2 protein-coding genes are annotated in these 20,394 nt (G+C 68.1%); both read right to left on the bottom strand.

The features are described from left to right. Positions 1 to 6,962: SDR family NAD(P)-dependent oxidoreductase (locus tag K1X74_17720; protein MBX7168179.1), on the bottom strand; the 6,962-nt coding region annotated here is incomplete at its 3' end. Next, on the bottom strand, positions 6,963 to 20,354 hold the full coding sequence (locus tag K1X74_17715; protein ID MBX7168178.1) for an SDR family NAD(P)-dependent oxidoreductase: 13,392 nt from the start codon (positions 20,352 to 20,354) through the stop codon (positions 6,963 to 6,965). Positions 20,355 to 20,394: the final 40 nt, after the last annotated feature.

Genomic DNA, 20,394 nt, shown 5'->3' with positions numbered 1-20,394 from the left:
GGCAACTCGCCCACCGGCTCCCAGACCAGCTCGTACTGCAACCCGGCCAACGCCTGCGGCCGGCTCGTCACCAGCGGCCTAAAGTCGGCCGCAGCCGCATTCGTAGCGGCGGCCGGCTCGGCCGCCGGCGCCCGCAGCGGCAGCCAATACGACCGCCGACCATACGGATACGTCGGCAGCGCAAGGCGTTTGACGCCGGCACCAAAAAACTCTTGCCAATCGATCTCGAACCCGCGCACCAGCAATTCGGCGATGACCGCCAGGGCTTGCCGCCACTCGTCCGCAGTTACTTGCCGGCCAACCGCGGTGTACGAAGCGCTGTGCGCAGGCGTAGCGAACTCGGCTAGCGCCGAAGGGCACCAGGCGGCTAGCGACGCTTGCAGCACCTGCGGCAACGAATCGATCCGACACCGCAATTCTCGATCGACAGACGATGCAGCGAAGCCCGTATCGGGCAACTGCTCGTAAAACACCTGTGAACCAGGCAGAGCAGCCGGAGATCGTTGGGCAACCAACAGCAACCGATCGTGCAGTTGCTCGAGATCGCGCGCGATGATCGCCAGTCGCACGGGGAGCTGCGCCCGACCGGTGCAGACGGTGAAGCAGGCATCCGCGAACTCGCCCGGCGCGAGCTGCGAAAGCCGGTCGGCATGGCTTTGAGCGAGCGATTGCAGGGCCGTCGGCGAACGCGCAGACAAAACATACACCAGCGGCAATTCGCCGGGCCGCCGCGAAAGCTGCGTTGCGGGAGCCTCTTCCAACACCACGTGGGCATTGGTGCCGCTGAATCCAAAAGCGCTCACCGCCGCGCGCCGCGGTTGGCCGGCCGATTGCCACGCCAGGGATCGATCGTTGATCAGCCACGGCGAGTCGACCAGCCGCAAATGCGGATTTGGGGCGTCGACATGCAGCGTGGCCGGCAACGTGCGATGCGAGAAACACAGCAGCAACTTGATCAAGCCGGCCATCCCGGCGGCCGCTTCGCAATGGCCGATGTTCGACTTCACCGAGCCGATGCGGCAAACCTGCCGGTCCGTGGCGAATTGACGGAACGCCGCGGTCAGCGCCTCGAACTCGATCGGATCTCCCAGGGGCGTACCGGTACCGTGCGCTTCGAGATAGGAAAGCGACCGCGGATCGATCGCGGCATCGCGCCAGGCGGCCGTCAGCACCCGGGTCTGCGAAGAAGCGCTCGGTGCGGTCAGACCATTGGTGCGTCCGTCGTTATTGACCGCGGTCCCCTTGATCACGCCGTATACGCAATCGCCATCGGCCAGCGCCTGCGCCAACGGTTTCAGCAGCACGACTCCGCAACCCTCGGAAGGCACGAAGCCGTCGGCTGCGGCAGCAAACGGACGACAGTGCCCGTCTGCCGACAGCGCGCCCATGCGGCGGAAAGCGCGGAAATTTTCCAACCGCAGATTCAAATGCACTCCGCCGACGAAGGCCTGCGCGCATTGCCCGGATCTCAGGCTTTGCACCGCCAGGTGCAAGGCCACGAGCGCCGAGCTGCAGGCCGTGTCGACGGGCAGGCACGGGCCGCGTAGATCGAAGTAAAACGCCAACCGCGAAGCAATCGTCGAAGGCGTCGAGCCCGTGGCCCAGAATTCGGCGGTTTGTTCGACGTCGCAATGACTCAAGTAATCGTTCGTGCCGACGCCGACGAACACACCGGTGTTCGATTGGCGCAGCGCGTTGCCGCCGTAGCCGGCGTGTTCTGCCGCGTGCTGCGCGACCTCGAGAAACAATCGTTGACGCGGGTCGAGATATTGTGCCTCGAGTGGCGTGATACGGAAAAAACCGGCGTCAAAGGCATCGACATCGCGGAGAAACCCACCCCGATCGCGTGGGTCAACATCGAACGGACCGCGCAATGCCCGAGCCAGCTCGATGCGCTCGCTCGGGACGGGGCCCACGCACTCGCGCTCTTCGATCAACAGCCGCCAATACTCGTCGGCATTCTGCGCACCAGGAAAACGGCACGCGTAGCCGATCACGGCGATGTCGGTACGCGCCGGCTGGTCGTGGGTCACCGTCGCATCCAACGGCGACGGAGCCGGCCTGCTTTCTGCACGCACAGGGGCGCTAGACATGCTGAGCGACGTGGCGGGGACGGCGATCGCCGAAGTGGGAGCAGATCCTTGCAAGGCCTCGTGCACGGCGTCTGGGTGCGCCGCGAGCAGGTGCCCGGCCAGTGCGGCGAGCGTGGGGTGATCGAAGGCGACGGACGGAGACAGCCCCGGCACTCCCAGCTCGCGTCCGACCGCGTCGAGCACTTCGAGCAGCATCAACGAGTCGACGCCCAACTCGACAAACGCCGCGTCGACCACGAGCGACTCGGGCCGCGAACGACTCACGCGCGCCACGATGGCGCGCAGCCGATCAACCAGTAGCGTACGCAACTCGGCCGGCGGCGCCGGGCCGGACGGCGGCACGATCGGCGGCTCGGCGGCACCGTGCACCGTGTCAGGCTTCGCCTTCGACGGCTCGACATCCATCGCCGACTCAACGGCGGGCCATTCGGCCAGCAGCAGCTCGTGATCGAAGTAGCTGTCTGTCGGTACGGGGAAGTCGGGAAAGACCTCGACACCAGCAAAACCAGCGGCCTGCAAGCCTCGCCGCCAGGAGGCTGCCGTGAGCAATGGTCCGATGTCGCGGTGCTGGTCGTCGGTGAACTGCCACCAGCCCTCGGTCAGGCCAAACGTCAATTCGCCCAACCGCAAGGCCCGGGTCGCCTCGAGCAGCACCAGCAACCCGCCCGGTCGCAAGAGGCGCGCCGCATATTGCAGCGAACGCACCACATCGCGGGTAGCGTGGAGAACGTCGGCCGCCACGATCACATCGAAGGCCGCTGCGTCGAAACCCTGATCGATCGGATTTCGTTCGACGTCGAATCGACGAAACTCGATCCCGGCCTGCCCGGCCAACGCCAGCTCGGCCCGATGCACCAGCGTGGGCGAGATATCGGTAAACGTGTAGCGCACGTCATGCCCGACCAGTGCCGCAAGCAGGGGCTTTGCTGTCGCTCCCGTGCCGGCGCCAATCTCCAAGATCCTGAGCGGCTCGCCTTGCGGCTGGCGCGCGGCACGCGCGACGAGCACTGCGGCGGCGACCTGCCGGAAATAGTCGGCGAACGGTGCATCGCGGTAGAGTGTCTCGGCCTCATCGGCCGCCGCAGCCGGAAAGAGCACTTCGAGCACTTGCCGCCTGCCGACCAGCAGATCGGCCAGGCTGCTTCCCGCGCGATGCAAGAAGCGCAGCAGCGGGGCCACGTCGGGAAACCGCACCGTGAGCGCGCGCAACTGGTCGTCGGCTGTCAGGCTTACTGGCAGCGTGCCGCCCTCGATGCGGCCCGTGGCGTCGCGGCGCAAGAGATGGTCTGTGACCAGCAAATCGATCAGCCGAGCAAATGCGCGACGTAGCGGCGGTACGATCTTCAGACGGTCGCTCAGTTCGGCAATCGTGGTGCCCGAATACAGCCCGCGCCAGCCATCGAGCCGCGCTAGCGCTTCGACGATGTATTGCCGGCACAAAGCGTCGATCAGGGGACCGATGCCGCGATACCGTTCCAAAGCCGTCGCGAGCATCGACTGTGCGCCGACCGAAGCGGCGCGCGCCGCGGCCACGGTCATCGACCATGCCGGCGCAGGCTGCATCGCAACCGCGCCGAGCACACCCAACGGGTCGTGACGCTGCTGCGGCGTCAGCCGGATGACGGCTAATTGCGGCTCGTCGCAGGCCAGCGCCGCTGCGAAGGCCTGGACACCTGCCGACCGCGGAATCAGCCGCGTGCCGCGCTGGTGCATCAGCCGTAGATACGCCGCCGACGCCGCAGCGGCGGTGCCTTCCCAGGGGCCCCAGTTCAACGCGACGGCCGGCAACCCAACGGCCCGGCGGTGGCGCGCGAGCGTATCGAGCGCCGCATTCGCCGCGGCATACACGGCATGACCGCGTTCACCTTGAATCGACGCCGTGGATGAACAGAGGACGAAGAAATCGAGCGCCAAGCCGCGCGTGGCCTCGTGCAGTTGCCATGCCCCGATCGCTTTGCCGGCCAGCAGCTCGCCGATCTGCGCCGAGGTCTTCGTGCAGAGCAGCGCGTCTTGCATGCGCCCGGCCGTATGCACGACACCGTGCAGGTGCCCATGCCGGGCAAGCACGTCGGCGATCGCGCGGCGCAGCGCGGAACCGTCGGCCACGTCGACCTCGAGTTCCTCGATCCGCGCTCCGCGCTCGGCCAGCGCCTCGAGACGCCTGCAAACGGCCGTCCCGGGCTGGGGGCGGTTGCTTCCCAGCAGCACGATCGTGCGGGTCGAAGCGCCGGCGCCGACAAACCATTCGGCCAGATCGAGCCCCATCTGGCCGAAGCCACCGGTAATGAGATAGACACCATCGGGCCGCAATCGGGCAGTGCCGGCCATCTGCGCCGCGTCGACCGCGAATGAATACGGTTCGACCGAACGCGTCCAGCGCCGCCCATCGCGAAGCAAGATCAGCGGCGCCGCCTGCTTGACTTGCAGCTCGGCCAACAACGCTTCGGCTCCGCACTGCGGCGTCTGCGATTCGTCTTCGACGTCGATGGCGCGCAAGGCGAGCCGCGGCAATTCGCCGGCTGCGACTTGTACGAGACTCGCCAGGCTCGCTCCCCAGGGATTGAACCCGTTGGGCGCAGCGGCAAACGCGTTCCAGGTGACCACGTACGAAGGCGGCACCGGCCCTGGCTGGCGATCCAATGCTTGCAGATACCTGGTCAATCGCTCGATGTGCCGACCGAGCAGTGCCGTTGCTTCGGCCGTGTTCGAATCGTCGTGCAACAGCGTGCAACTCGCCACGTCGACCACGGCGGCAACCGGCCGCGACTCGCTGCGCAGGGCCTCGAGCACGGCCTCGGGCGCCGCATCGGCTGCGATGCGCAACACCGCCGCGCCCGTGGCTTCGATGCGCGTCACCAGCGCCTGCCCCAACGCGGTCTCGGCGCCCCACAACAACCAGACTCTCGGCGCGAGAGCACAGCGAGCCGGCTCGGGGGCAGGTGCCCAAGAGGGCCGATAAAACCAGGAGCCCAGCTCCTCGTCGAAGGACGGCTCGGCAGGCGCCTCGACGACGGGCTCCGTGGCCTGCGATGTCGCCGAAGCTTCCTCGAGAGACACCCAGTAGTGCTGCCGCTCGAAGGGATACGCCGGCAACCTCACCTTGCGATACGTTCCGAACACGGCGGCCCAATCCGGGGCCTCGCCGGCCAGAAAGCGCTCGGCGCAACCGAGCATCCGCGGATCGAGCGACGCGCGGTCGAGCCCCGTCTCGATGTCTGCCCCAGCGCGACGCAAGGCGGTCAGCAACGCGGCCCGAGACCGGGCGACGAACACCCGGCGCTTCGTCCAAAGCGGACGGCCCAGGGCGAGCGTCGCACACATGTCCCAGAGATCGACCGCGGGTTCTTCGGCCAGATAGGCGGCTAGACGGCGGCAGCTCTCGGCCAGCGCCGCGTCGCTGCGAGCCGACACCGCCAGCACCGGCACCGCGTCCTGCCGATCTTCGCGCGCTGCCGGGGCGGGCGCCTGTTCCAAGACCACGTGGGCATTGGTGCCGCCCAGCCCAAACGCGCTGACGCCGATGCGCCGAGTGCCCGTGGCGGGCCAGTGCCGCGGGCGATCGGCCAGGAAAAACGGCGACTGTTCGAAGCGCGCCAGCGGATTGGGCTCGCGCAGGTGCAAATGCGGCGGAATCACCTGCCGCTCGAGCATCAGCACGGCCTTGATCAGCCCAGCGATCCCCGCGGCTGCCTCGGCATGGCCGATGTTCGACTTGACGGAACCCAGCGCACAGGCCTGGCGCGGCGCGGCGTCGCCAAACGCCTCGACCAGTGCATCGACTTCCAACGGGTCGCCCAACGCCGTGCCCGAGCCGTGTGCTTCAAGGTATCCCAACGAAGCCGGCTCGACCCCTGCACGACGGTAAACGTCTCTGAGCAGCGCTGTCTGCGCGGGCCCATTCGGCGCAGTCAATCCATTCGAGCGTCCGTCCTGGTTCACACCCGTGGCCTTGATCACGGCCCGGATCTGGTCGCCTGCCGCCCGGGCGTCGCTCAGCCTTCGCAGCAAGACGAGCCCGACGCCCTCGGCGCGGACATAGCCGTCGGCCTGGCGATCGAACGTCTTGCAACGGCCGTCGGGCGCGAGAATCCCGGCGCGCTCTGCATTGAGGTACGACTCGGGAGCGAGCAGCAGGTTGACGCCGCCGGCCAGGGCCGCGTCGCAACGCCCGGCGCGGAGCGCTTCGGCCGCCTCGTGCACGGCGACGAGCGACGACGAGCAAGCCGTGTCGATGGCCAGGCTGGGGCCGTGGAAATTGAATTGGTACGACAGCCGATTGGCCACGATCGCCAACGCGTTGCCGGTGCCGACGTAGCGCTCGATGCGTGCCGGCGTGCGGAGAAAGCGATAGAGATATTCGGCGTTGCTGACGCCGATGAACACGCCCGTCGCGCTGTCCCAGAGCTGGCGTCCGGCGTAGCCGGCCGACTCGAGCGCTTCTTCCGCTACTTCCAACAGCAGTCGTTGCTGCGGATCGATCAGCGTCGCCTCACGCGGCGTGATCCCAAAGAACTCGGCATCAAAGCCGGCGACGTCGGCGAGAAAACCGCCGTACAGGGGCCATGCCTCGTCGCGTGGCGTCGAGCCCCACCGCTCGCGTGGGACCTCGCCGATCGGGTCGACGCCCGCGCACAGGTTGCGCCAAAAATCTTCGAGTTGGGCCGCGCCCGGAAAACGGCCTGCCATCCCGACGATGGCAATCTCCTCGCCTTCTCCGATCGACCCGGGCGCGCGCTCCTCCAGCGGCGCGACCTGTTCGATCGCGGCACCAAAGTGGGCTTCGAGTTCGGCCAACTCGTCCGCCGTAAGCGGCTCACGGCCTTCGACTTCGACGAGTTGCCCGTTGGCTAGACGGACAATCCAGGGCACCTAGCGCATTCTCCGCATGACCCGCGCTACGCGACGACCAGTCTTCAATACTAGGACATCGCTGCCCGACCGTCCCTGTTCGCCATGATCCTCCCGCTGCTGAGAACCGTTTTGATCGCCCCAACCGTTACCGGACAGTTCATCTTGGCTTCCGGCGATGCCTCCGTCCACCGGCATGGCGGCCGATTCGGCTGGCACGCCGCCGGCCGGTTCGGGGGAGGAGGTCCCGGCCGCGGCCAGCGCGTCGGCCGGTAGCCGCGAAGCGACGTGCTCGGCCAGCCGTAGCAGGGTCGGATAGTCGAACGGCAGCGTTGCCGACCAGCGACCGCCGAACCTTTGTTCGAGCCCCCTCATCCAACGGATCGCCAACAGGCTGTCGAGCCCCAAATCGAGGAAGCTTCGCTCGCCGTCGAGCCTTGCGGCCGGCACACCGAGGGTTTGAGCAAGCGAATCGCGCAACACGGCAAGGGCCGATTTGCTCGAAGCGCCCGACGCAGCAACCGGGCCAGTGGGCAAGACCGTAATCGTGCCGGTTTGGCCCGCGGCGGGAGTCGCTTCCGTCGCGTTTCGCCCGGCGTCGAGTACCAGGCTCGAGCGACCATCGATCAACGCGTCGGCCAGCAGCCAACAAGCGCGTTGCGGATCGAGAGCCGCAGGCCCCGCGTCGCCGCGTTCGCGAACCAACTCGGCGCCCATCCCGACCTCGGCCCACATGCCCCAGGCCACGCTCAACGTCCGCCGGCCTTGCGCGCTGCGCCATGCCGCGAGGCAATCGAGTGCGCGGTTTGCTGCCGAGTAGGGGCCCTGCAACGCGTTGCCATCGAACCCCGCGACCGACGAAAAGTAGACGACGAACTCAGGAGGTGCTGCGGCCAGCGCGCGGTCGATCGCCAGCGCTCCGGCCAGCTTCGGCCGGACAACCGCCTCGAACTCGGCCGCTGAAGTCTCGCGCAGGCGCCGCCGCGCATTGATGCCGGCCGCGTGAAGCACCCCCTCGATACGCCCGAAGCGCTCCGCGGCCGCAGAGCAGGCTTGCGCCAGCGCCCGCGAATCGGCGACGTCGAGCGCGCGGACCAACACGTTTTCCGGCCGCGCGATGGACGTGGCCCAATCTTGGTCGACATGGCGACCGACCAGCAACAGTCGGGCGTCGTACTGCTCGATCAGCCAATTCGCCAGGTAGCGGCCGACGCCCCCCAGCCCTCCGGTGATCAAATACACGCCGCCGCGTCGGAAGCCCTGCACGTTGGACGCAAAGGGGCCCGGCATCGGGCCGACGCCGAAGGCCGTTGGCTCGAGCGATCGCATGAACCGTTGCTCTGCGCGAAAAGCGATCTCGGCCGTCGCGCTTTCATGGTCGAGTTCATCGCACAGCAGCTGGTCGACTTCGGCCGCATCGTCCGCCGGAAGATCAATTGCCTGAAACACGAGGCCGGGCTCTTCGCGCGACCAGGATCGCAACAGCCCCCAAGCGGTCGCCGCCAGCGGATCGCGCACGTCGGCATCGAGTTCGACGGGCATCGCCCCGCACGTCACCAGGACGAGCCGTCCGCCGCTTCCTGCCCGGCTACTCGTAAGTTGCTGGCCCAGTTTCAGCACGTCGAGCGCGGCCCGCAGCGACGAACGATCGCCCGTCGTCGGATTGGGTGCGAGATACACCACGGTCGACGCCGCGGCGAGCAGTTCGCCGAGTTCACTCCCTGGGCCATCGTGCGGCATCGCCTGCACTTTCGCCCGGCCACCTCCGGCATGGATCAAGGCGGCCAGCCGATTGGCCCTGCGCTGCGCTGAGGCGCTTTCCGCTGCGCAAACCAACTGCACCAGACCAACGCAACGACGTGCATCTGGCTCGAGCCGCGTGGGACGCCAGCCCATGGCATAGCATGCCGGGTCACGCGGCCAGCGGCTGGCCAGCCAGGCGTGCTCGCGCATGGTCTGGGCAGGTGCCACAGGCACGGGGCGCCGTGTGCCGGGCCCCGTCGGCGGTTCTTCCACCACCACGTGGGCATTCGTGCCGCTGAAGCCAAATGCGCTCACCCCGGCGCGCCTGGGTGCTTCGCCGCGCGGCCAAGCCATCGCCCGATCGGCCAATTGCAACGCGCTGGTGCTCAGGGCCAATCGTTCGCTCGCCCGCTCGGCGTGCAACGACGCCGGCAGCAGCTCGTGCTGCATCGCCAACAACACCTTGATCAGGCCCGCGAGCCCGGCCACTGCATCGGTGTGCCCGAGATTGCCCTTCACCGAACCGAGCCGGCAGAACTGCGTCCGCGAGGTTCGCGACGCGAAAGCCGCGGCCAGCGCGGTGCATTCGACCAGGTCACCCAGAGACGTGGCGGTGCCATGGGCCTCGATATATTGAATCGATTCGGCCCCGACGCGTGCATCGTCCCAGGCCGCCTGCACCAGCGTCTGCTGCGCGTCGGGGTTGGGCGCCGTGAGACCGTTGGTGCGGCCGTCGTTATTCACGGCCGTACCGCGTAGTACGCCATAGATCGTGTCGCCGTCGGCCAGCGCGCGAGTGAGCGGTTTCAGCACCAGAGCGGCCACGCCTTCGCCCGGCACGAACCCGTCGGCGTCGGCTGCAAACGGACGGCAGGTGTGCGTCGGCGAAAGAACGCCGAGCTCCCGTAGCGTGCGCCAGGGGCCCAACCGCAGGTGCAGATGAACGGCGCCGGCCAGAGCCATCGCGCACTCGCCGCGCCGCAGGCTCTCGACCGCCAGATGCAGCGCCACGAGCCCCGAACTGCACGCCGTGTCGACCGGCAGACAGGGGCCGCGGAGATTCATGAAATACGCGATGCGCGAGGCCACGCAAGCCGCGGTGTTGCCGGTCGCCGCGTGCACGGTGAGTTCTTCGGCCGGTACTCCGGTCAGATAGTCGTTCGCGCCGCACCCCACAAACACACCCGTCGTCGAACCGGCCAAGGTCGACTCGTCGTAACCCGCGTGCGCGATGGCTCGATAGGCAGCTTCGAGCATCAGCCGCTGCCGCGGATCGACCTGCGCGGCCTCGGCCGGGGCCATGCGGAAGAATTCGCCGTCGAAGCGATTGATATCGTTCAGGAAGCCGCCCCAAGGCCGTTCGCCCTCGACGGCGAACGAGGCATCGTACGATTGGGCGACCTGCAATCGCTGCTGCGGCATGGGCCCCGTCGCGTCGCGCCCTTCGCGCAGCAACTGCCAGTAAGCATCCAAATCGTCCGCGCCGGCAAACCGGCAGGCCAACCCCACCACGGCAATCGGCAGCGAATCCTTGCCGACGCTCGGTGCCGGCGGTGCTGGCTGGCTGCGCGCGACGGAAACCGGCGGCACGGCGGGCAGCGCAGTACCGGTCGCCTGCGGCGTCATCGTCGACAGTTCGGCCGCCAACTGCTCGACGCTCGGCGAGCGGAACACCGCGGTCATCGATAGTTCCGGCAATCGCAGTCGCTCGCGAAGCCCCGCGATCATCTGCTCGGCCAAGAGCGAGTCGAGGCCCAACTCGATAAACGGCCGCGCGACTTCGATCTCGTCCGGCTGCGCGCCGAGCGCACGGGCAAGTTCTTCGCGGACCACCGCCACGAGCCTCTGCCGCACCGCACTATCCCCCGTTGCCGGCTGGTCAGGCTCGTGCGCTTGACCCGTCGGATTGATCCGCCACAGCGGCTGTGAAGCGCGCCGCTGATCCCAGCGGTCTTGCCCCGCCGTGCGAAACGCGAGCACCCGATCGGCTGCCTGCGCCAACACCTGTTCGAGTAGCCGCACTCCCACATCGGGCGCGATCAGCCGCAGGCCGGCCGCTTCGAGCTTGGCGCGTGTCAGCTGATCTGCGGCCAGCCCCACGTCGCTCCACGGTCCCCAGGCGACGCTCAATACACTCGCGTCGCCCGCGCGCCGGCACCGGGACAAATAGGCGTCGGCCGCGGCATTCCCAGCGGCGTAAACGGCCTGGCCCGTGTTGCCGGCCGCAACCGCCAGCGACGAGAACGCCACGAAAGCGCGTCGCCCCGCGGTTCGCGTCGCCTGTTCCAGCACCTGCGTGCCGATCGTCTTGGCGCGCAGGCCGGATTGCACGCCGGCGGTCGTGACGTTGGCCAGCAGGCTGTCATACAGCTCGCCGGCGACGTGGAACACGCCATCAATGCGACGGTGTGCCGCCAACTGCGCCGCGACGAGCGAGGCGACCGCTGCTTCGTCGCAGATGTCGAGCTGTACAGTCTCTACCCGTGCACCGAGCGCCTCGAGCGCCGCGACCTGTTCCTGGTCGCGCGGGCCGTGACGGCCAACGAGGATCAACCGCGCCGGACCTCGTTGAGCCAACCAACGGGCCAGCCGCGTGCCGATACCACCCCAAGCCCCGGCGATCAGGTAAACGCCATCGGCCGGCAGTTCGAGCGCAGCGGCCGGCTTCGCGTCGCGGCGGCGCACGCACGGTTCCCACCGGCGCCCCTCGCGTGCGATGCACTCGGGCAGCGCGTCGCTACGGCTAAGCTCAGTCCACAACCCATCGACAACGCTGTCCGGTTCAGCGTCTACGGCCAGATCGACGAGGCGGCAGCGGTTCCCGGCAAATTCCTTCGCAGCCGTTCGGGCAACGGCCGCCGCCGCCGCGTCGCCTTCGCGCTCGGCGACATTGCCGGTTGTGTCCCATGCACCGCGGGTAACAAACCAGGTCTCGATCGTGGCGGCCGCTTGCGAGCGTGCGAGGGCCCGCAAGATGCCCGCGCTCCGCAGCGTGGCCGGCACGACCGCCGATTGTGCCGCCGTGGGAAGAATCACCATTCCCGTGGGACCGCCCGGCAAGGCGGCAAGCCATGCTTCGACCGCCTCGACATGGTCGGCATCGACTTCGAACGCATGCGGCCACAGCGACTGATTGCGAGTGCCCCAGAAGACGCGGGTCACACGAATGCCCGTCCGCACCAGACGCGCCACGAGCCCATCGGCAACGCGATCATCCATCTCCGAGGCGACCAGCCAATGGCCCGATAGCGAGCGAGCGCCGGAATGTTGCGCGCGTTCGACGAAACACACTTCATGGAACCACGCGTTCAGATCATCGGGCAGCGCCGCCGGCGGCACCTCGGCTGGCCGCTGTTCTGTGGCCGGCGGGGGAGCGTTGGTCGGCGGTGTGCCGATCGTATCGATCCAATACCGCTGCCTCTGGAACGGGTACGTCGGCAACTCGACCTTTTGGTAGGGCCCGAAATGGAGCGCCCAATCGACGCGCTCGCCTGCAAGGAATTGCCGCGCGAGGTCCCGGGCCGGGCTCGGTCCGACCGGCGGTGTGGCGGAAACGTCTCCGCCGGCTGCCGCGCGCAACGCCATGATCAACTCGTCGCGATTCGTGCCGACGGCGGCGAACCGGCACTTGAATGCCCGCCGCCCGAGGGCCGCAGTTGCACAAATATCGCCAAGCGACTGCTCGGGATGTTCTGACAGGTGCACGGCGAGCCGCCGACACTGTTCGCGCAGCGCGGCCTCGGTTCTGGCCGACACGACCAGCACGTGTTCGTCGCCTGGCGGCGGTGCGACGTGCCGCTCACGCGTGGGCGGTTCTTCGACGACGACATGGGCATTCGTGCCGCCAAATCCGAACGCGCTGACGCCCGCGCGACGCGGCGTACCGCCGCCCGGCCACGGCCATGGCCGATCGTTGACCCAGAAGGGCGTTTCTTCGAGCGCCAGCGCCGGATTGAGATCGCCCTGCGCGGCGTGAGGCGGCAGCGTTTCGTGCCGCAGTGCGAGCAACACTTTGATCAGTCCCGCGATACCGGCGGCCGGCTCGAGATGGCCGACGTTCGATTTCACGCTGCCGATCGCGCACGATTGCCGACGCGCGTATTGCCCGGCAAAAGCCTGCCGCAGCCCGGCGATTTCGATCGGGTCGCCCAGGCGCGTACCCGTGCCGTGGGCTTCGATGTAGCTGAGTGTCTCGGGCAAGACGTGAGCATCGTTCAGGGCCGCGCGGATCACGGCCGCCTGGGCCTGCGGCGACGGTACCGTCAGGCCGGCTGCTTCGCCGCCGTGATTCATCGCGCTGCCGAGTAGCACGCCATAGATGGCATCGCCCTCGGCCAAGGCACGCTGGAGCGGCTTGAGCAACACGGCTCCCACGCCCTCGCCCAGGACATAGCCGTCGGCCGCCGCGCCAAACGTCTGGCAGCGCCCGGTCGGCGACAACACACCAAGACGCCCCATGACGTCGAAATGCGACGCTGCCAGCCCAACCTGCGTGCCCGCCGCGAGCGCATAGTCGCACTCGCCGCGCCGCAGGCTGGCGACCGCCAGATGCACAGCCACCAACGACGAGCTGCAGGCCGTGTCGACCGCCAGGCAAGGGCCTTTGAGATTCAGGAAATACGAAGTGCGATTGGCGATCACGCTCAGCGCGTTGCCCGTGCCCACGTGCGTGGGCAGCTCGCCACCGCGCGCGAGAATCGCCGGCAGGTACTCGCTCGCCATGCCCCCGACGAAGACTCCGGTGCGCGAACCGGTCAGGGCGTCACCGGCATAGCCGGCCATCTCGAGCGTTTCCCAGGCCACTTCGAGCAACAATCGCTGCTGGGGATCCATCGCAGCCGCCTCGCGCGGGGCGACCTGGAAGAACTCCGCGTCGAAGCGATCGATCCCGGCCAGCAGCGCCGCGCGCTGGCGAACGCCCTGCATGCCTGCACGTTCGGCTGGAATGGCTTGCGCCAAATCGCTCCCAGCCAGCAAATGTTGCCAGAACTGTTCGAGCGACTCCGACTGCGGAAACCGCCCGCCGAAACCAATCACGGCGATCGCGTGTCGCTCGTCACCCGCCGAGCCGCCTGTGAGAAGATTCGCTTCGGCCCGCTGGGCCCGGGACCGCATTTGGGGTGCCAGGTGGGCCGCCAACTGCTCGGCCGTCGGAAATTCGAAGCACAATGTCGCCGGCAGGCGCTCGCCGAACCGTTCACCCAACTCGCGGGCAATCCGCGTGGCCAGGATCGAGTCGAGCCCCTGATCGACTAGCGGCCGCCGCACGTCCAGCGTGTCCGGCGCAACCTCCAGCGCCTGCGCCAGCACTTCCACCACCTGCTCGAGCAGACCGCCGCCACTCGCAATGGCCGGTTGCGCCGCCTCCGGTCGAGGCAATGCCGCAAGCAGCTCGGCGGCTTTCGGCGGCGAGACCCAATAGGGCTGATGCTCGAACGGATACGTCGGCGCCGCGACGCGACGTGCGTGCTGCCCGGCGAAACAGGCCGGCCAATCGATTTCCGCGCCCAGGGTCCAAACCAGCGCCAGCGCCGTCCACCAGGCGACGTCATCGGCGTCGGGCCGGGATTCGAATTGCGCGGCAGCCGCGACCGCAAGCTGCCGAATCTTCGCGGTCAGCTCCCATTCGCTCGGATCGCGAACACAGCAAGCGGCAAGCCGCTCCAATTGTGCGGCGCTCAGCCGCTGGAGCCTTGGTTCGACGTCACCTTCCCAAGCACGCTCGAGCGCGGCTGCCTCATCCGGCACACCGACGAAGACCAGCGAGCCTTGCAATTGGTCATGCAAGGTCCAGTCGCGCAACAACTGCAGCCGGTCGCTGAGCTGATCGACCGAGCGGGCCACAATCGCCATGCGAACGCCGTGCGCGACGCGCGTCGTCGCGGCGGTGAAGCAAAGATCGGCCATCGCCGGAACGTCTGTAGCGGCCACCGCGTCGCGCCACCGCGCGGCGAGTGCTTCAAGTGCCTGCGAGCTGCGGGCCGAGAGCACCAGGGCACACGCGCCCGGCAAAGCGGCCGCAGACGATTCGCTGCAACGACCGTCCGGACCGGGCGCCTCTTCCAGCACGGCATGAGCGTTGGTTCCCCCGGCACCGAACGAACTCACGCCCGCGCGCCGCGCGCCGACCGATGCCCAAGGCCGAAGCCGATCGTTGATGAAGAGCGGACCGGTTGCGATGTCCAGGTGCGGGTTCAAGGCCTGAATTGGTGCGTTCGGCGGAAGCTGGCGGTGGCTGAGCGCGAGCACCGCCTGGAACAAGCCGGCCATGCCCGCGGCCGCTTCCAGATGCCCTATGCGCGACTTGATCGAGGCGACGGCGCATCCGCCTGCGTGCCGGTCGCGAAACACCTCGCCGAGCGCGCGCCACTCGATCGGATCGCCCAAAGGCGTTCCCGTTCCGTGAGCCTCGAGATAGCCGATCGATTCAGGGGCGGCCCGCGCTCGCCGGTAGGCGCTGGCGAGGACTTCGACTTGCGCCTTCGGATTCGGCGCCGTGACGCCCACTTTCGAGTGGCCGTCGTGATTCACGGCCGTGCCGCGGATCACGGCCAGTACGCGATCGCCCGCCGCCAGCGCCGCGGCCAGCGGTCGCAGCACGACCATCGCTGCGCCTTCGCTGCGCACATAACCGTCGGCCGCGGCGTCGAACGTCCGGCAGCGACCGTTGGGAGAGAGCATCCCCGCGGCGGCCAAGGCACGGCTGCGCTCGGGATCGAGAATCAGGTTAACGCCGCCCACTAGCGCCGCGTCGATCTCGCCGCGCTCGAGCGCCTCGCAGGCCAGATGCACGGCCACGAGGCTCGAACTGCACGCCGTATCGATCGTCAAGCTCGGCCCTTGCAGGTCGAACGCATACGAGATGCGGTTGGCTAGCATCGTCAGGGCATTGCCCGCCGCGACGTGTGGGTCGGCCTGAGCGCCGCCGCGCCGCAGTACTTCGAGGTAATCGCAGTTCGAGGCGCCGACAAAGACTCCCACCCGGTCGCGCGCCAGCTGCGGCCGCGAGTAGCCAGCCCGTTCGCAGGCCTCCCAGGTCAGCTCCAGCAGCAGCCGCTGTTGTGGGTCGAGATAGCGTGCCTCGCGCGGGGTGATGCCAAATAGCGCGGGATCGAACCCGGCGACGTCGTCGAGCCAGCCCCCCAACGGTCGTTGCTCGTCGGCCAACCCTAGCGCTGTGGCGCGATCGAGTGGTAACGTCCGAATGGCATCGCCGCCCGCGCAGATCCAGCGCCAAAGCTCCTCGGGACTGTCCGCACCCGGGAATCTGCATGCCATCCCCACGATCGCGATGCCGCCGTTCTGCTCGCGCGCGCCTGCGATGGCGGCGACCGGCGCGACGAGTCGCGCCGGCTCCGGCTGGGGTGCTTCCGCCGCCGATTCGAGAAACGCATCGGGATGCTCGGCCGCCAGGTGCGCGGCCAGCTCGCGCACGCTGGGGTAGGTAAACAGCAGCAGCGCATCCAGTTCGAGCCGCCCCAAGGGATCGAGTGACTTCGCCACGCGCGTGGCCATCAATGAATCGAGGCCCAACTCCATGTAGTTGGCCGTCGGCGCAATTTCCGCGGGAGCAATCTCCAGCACCTCGGCTAAAAGCGCCGTCATGCGCCGCTCCAGCGCTGCCAGCGAGGGCACCGGGCTGCCGGGAGATGGCGCCGCCGTATCCGGCTGCGCGACAGCGGGCATCGGAGCTCCGCCCGTGGCACCCCCGATCGCCTGGGACTGCGTACCGATCCAGTACCGCTGCCGTTGCAGCGGTGTCGGCGGCAATTCGACGCGCCGCAAATCCGGCGGAAAACTACTGGACCAATCGACGGCCGTGCCGCGCACAAACGACGCAGCCAGCGCGGCCAGGCTCGTTACGGCCGCTTCCGAGGCGTGCGCAGTTGTCCCTGTTGGCGTCAGGTTCGTCCGCGGAACGAATCCCAGCCAGCATCGCCGCTGTTCGTTGTCATACGTCGCGGTGCCGCTCGTCTCGGCCAGCGCCGCCAGCTCTGGGTCGGCGACAAACTCGTCGAGCCGTGCCGTGAATTCCTCCAGCGAACGCGCGATGATTGCCAGGCGATATGCATAGGGTGTCCGCCCCGTCGCCAGCGTCCGGGCCACGGCCGACGCGTCGAGCGCACTGTTTGCGCGCAGATGACTCGCCAACCGACCTGCCAGCTCGACCAGTGTTTCCGCCGATCGGGCCGAAACGACAAACAAGTGCTCGGCAGGCTGCTGCGACGGATGCCGTGGCTCGTTGTGCCCTGCCGGCGGCTCCTCCAACACGACGTGCGCGTTGGTACCGCCAAATCCGAACGAGCTCACGCATGCCCGTCGCGGCACCTGGTCGGCGATCCACGGACGGAGTCGATCGACGATGTAGAAGGGCGATTCGTCGAACCGCAGCAATTCGTTGGGCGCTTCGAAATTCAATGTGGGAGGCAACTGCCGGTGCCGCATCGCCAACACGGCCTTGAGCAAACCGGCCAGGCCCGAGGCGGGTTCCAGGTGCCCGATGTTCGTTTTTACGGAGCCCAGCGCGCAGCATTGATGTGCGGGCTCGACTCCGGCTTGCTGTGTCGCCGCGTCAAACGCTCGCACCAGGGCATCCACCTCGATCGGGTCGCCCAACGAAGTGCCGGTGCCGTGGGCCTCGACGAGGCCCAGCGTTCGCGGTTCGACGCGAGCGTTGCGCCAGGCGGCTTGCAGCACCTCGACTTGCGCGACGACGTTTGGCGCCGTCAGTCCATTGGTCCGGCCATCTTGATTGACAGCCGTACCACGAACGACGGCCACGATGGGATCGCCGTCGCGCACTGCATCGCGCAGCCGTTTGAGGACGACCGCCGCCACGCCTTCGCCGCGCACATAGCCGTTGGCCCGGCGATCGAACGCCTTGACGCGACCGTCGGCCGCCAGCATGCCGGCCTGGCTGAAATTGATGTACAGCTCGGGCGTGAAATGTAGATGTGCCGTGCCGACGAGGGCCGCGTCGCACTCGCCACGGCGCAAGCTCTCGACGGCCAGGTGCAGCGCCACGAGCGACGAACTGCAGCCGGTATCGACCGCCAGGCTCGGGCCCTTGAGATCGAACAAGTAGCTCAGCCGGTTGGCGGCGATCGACAAGAAATTGCCCGAGGCCGTATAAGCGTCGACCTGCGCCGGATCGGCGATGACGCCGCGCAAGTAATCGTGCAAGCTGATGCCGACAAACACGCCCGTCGCGCTGCCGTTGAGCTGACCTCCGGCCAGGCCTGCACGCTCGATCGCCTCCCAGGCCACTTCGACGAGCAGCCGCTGTTGCGGGTCCATTCGCTGGGCCTCGTGCGGCGAGATGCCGAAGAAGCGCGGGTCGAACAGGTCCGGGTCGTCCAGCATCCCGGCCCACTTGCTGATCGATTTTCCGGGAATACCTGGCCGTGGATCGTAGAAGCCGTCGAGCGACCAGCGCTCGGGCGGGATCTCGACGATGCCGCACCTTCCGCCGGCCAGGTTCTGCCAGAATTCCTCGAGATCGGCCGCCCCGGGAAAACGTCCCGCCATGCCGACCAGCGCGACGGCATCGTCGGGCAGGTCTCCCTGCGATGCGACCACTTGGGCCGCGGCCTCGCCGCGCGGCGCCGCCACCGGCAGCCGGACTGGATCGACGCGACCGGCAAGATGCGCAGCGAGCGTCGCCACGTTCGGGAACTCAAAGGCCGTGGTCGCCGGCAGCCGTACGGCGAGCCGATCTTCCAAGTCGCGCGCCAGCCGCACGGCCAACACCGAATCGAGCCCCAGTTCGACAAAGCTCGTCCGGTCGTCCAGTGAATCTGCCGCGGTGACGAGCAGCTCTCGCAGCGCTGCCCGAATCACCTCGGCCACTTGCGCGGCGGGGTCTTGCGGCGCGACGGGGGCGACAGGCTTCGGTTCCACGGTCGGCGCCGTCGCGACCTGCGGCGGGTCGAATCGTCCGGCCGCAAGCAGCCTGCGGAGTTCGTAGCGATGGAGCTTGCCGGCCGGGGTGCGCGGAAACTCATCGGCCGCCAACACGAACACCGCGTCGACGCGCACGCCGATGGCACGCTGCACGGCCGCGGCCACTTGCTCGCGCACTGCGTCGGGCGCGCCGGGAGCCATGGCCACGAACATTACGACCCGTTCGCGACCCAGGCCCGGGTCGAAGCAGCTCGCGGCCACGACACGATCGGGGACGATGCCTTCGACGTCACGAGCCGCCTGCTCCAGATCGTGCGCGTAGTAGTTGTGACCATGCACGATGATCACGTCTTTCGAACGTCCGACGATCGCCAGTTGACCGGCGCTCAAGAATCCCAGGTCGCCGGTGCGCAGCCAACCGTCGACAAATGCGGCAGCCGTGGCTTGCTCGTCGCCCCAGTAGCCGCTGGCCAGTGCCGCGCCGCGGACCTGCACGTGCCCCACTTCGCGTTCGAGGACGACCTGATCACGATCGTCGACGATCCGCACTTCCAAACCCGGCAGGCTATAGCCCAGGTTCGCATACTCGGTGGCCACCTCGCCGGCGGCCGCGGCGACGCCGGGGGTCGCCGGCCGATCGAGTCGAAACGCGCGAAACTTTTCCGTGGGCCGCGGATAACACACGCCGCCGGCCGTCTCCGACATGCCGAACGCCGGGGCCAGCGCCTCGCTGCGCAGCCCGCAGGCCTTGAATTTGCGATAGAACCGCCGCAACGTCGCCACCGAGACGACCTCGCCACCGTTGAGCACCACCTTCAGGCACGACAAGTCGAGGTGCCGCAGCGCCGATTCCGCCACGCGTTCGCAGGCCAGCGAAAAAGCAAAGTTCGGCCCGCCCGTGAAGGCGACCCGGTGACGGTTGATCGCTTCGAGCCACAGCTCGGGCCGCTGCACGAATGCCAGCGGATCGAGCAACACTTGCGTCGCACCGGTGGCGACCGGCAACAGATGAAAACACGTCAGCCCGATCACGTGATAGAGCGGCGCCCAGGCGAGTGTCACGTCGCGATGGTCGAAGTCGTTGTGCTGCCGCGTGGCCAATAGATTGCTGATGCTGCCGGCGTGCGACACCATCACGCCCTTGGGATCGCTCGTGCTGCCCGAGCTGAACAATAAATAGGCCAGATCTTCCGGCGCCGCGTCGTGCCCTTGCGTGACGCGCGTGTGAGACTCGAGGTCCGCGATCGACCGCAATGCTGCCAGCGGCTCGCCGGCAATCTGCTCCAGCTCGGCGCGCCGCGCGGCCAGCTCTGCCGGAACGACCATCAAGGGGCGCCCCAGCTTGCGCCACACAGCCAGCAGCCGGGCCACCTCGGCACTCGCTGCGCGCGAGCCGTCGCCGCGCAGGTTCGCCAGCGGTCCCTGCACCAGGGGCAACGGCGCCGGCACGATTCCGCCCAGCAAACACCCCCAGAACAGCGCCACGAATTCCGGGGTGCTGCGCGGCAACAGGATCAGCCGGTCGCCCGCGCGTAGCCCCAAGGTCCGCAGCGCCGCGAGCCGCCGCTCGGCCTCGGCGAGCAGTTCCGGATAATCGAGCCGCTGCTCGCTGCCGAAAGCGTCGAGGAACACCACGCCGTGCCCGGGGAAACGCTCGGCCGCGCGGCGCAGCAACCCCGGCAGCGTCTGCGGATCGCTCGGCGCGCGCAGCAGTTCGGGTCCGCGGACCCAGGCAAGTCGTCGTTCTCTGGCGCGTGGTTCAGACATGGAAACGGTTGGTATGAACGGTCGCGGACGGCCGACCCAG

Source organism: Pirellulales bacterium (assembly GCA_019694435.1).
Lineage (GTDB): Bacteria > Planctomycetota > Planctomycetia > Pirellulales > JAEUIK01 > JAIBBZ01.
This window is presented reverse-complemented; position numbering and strand designations above follow the sequence as displayed.

Excerpts from the sequence above, each read along its gene's own strand:
- K1X74_17715 (MBX7168178.1), bottom strand. The coding sequence starts at position 20,354 with ATGTCTGAACCACGCGCCAGAGAACGACGACTTGCCTGGGTCCGCGGA.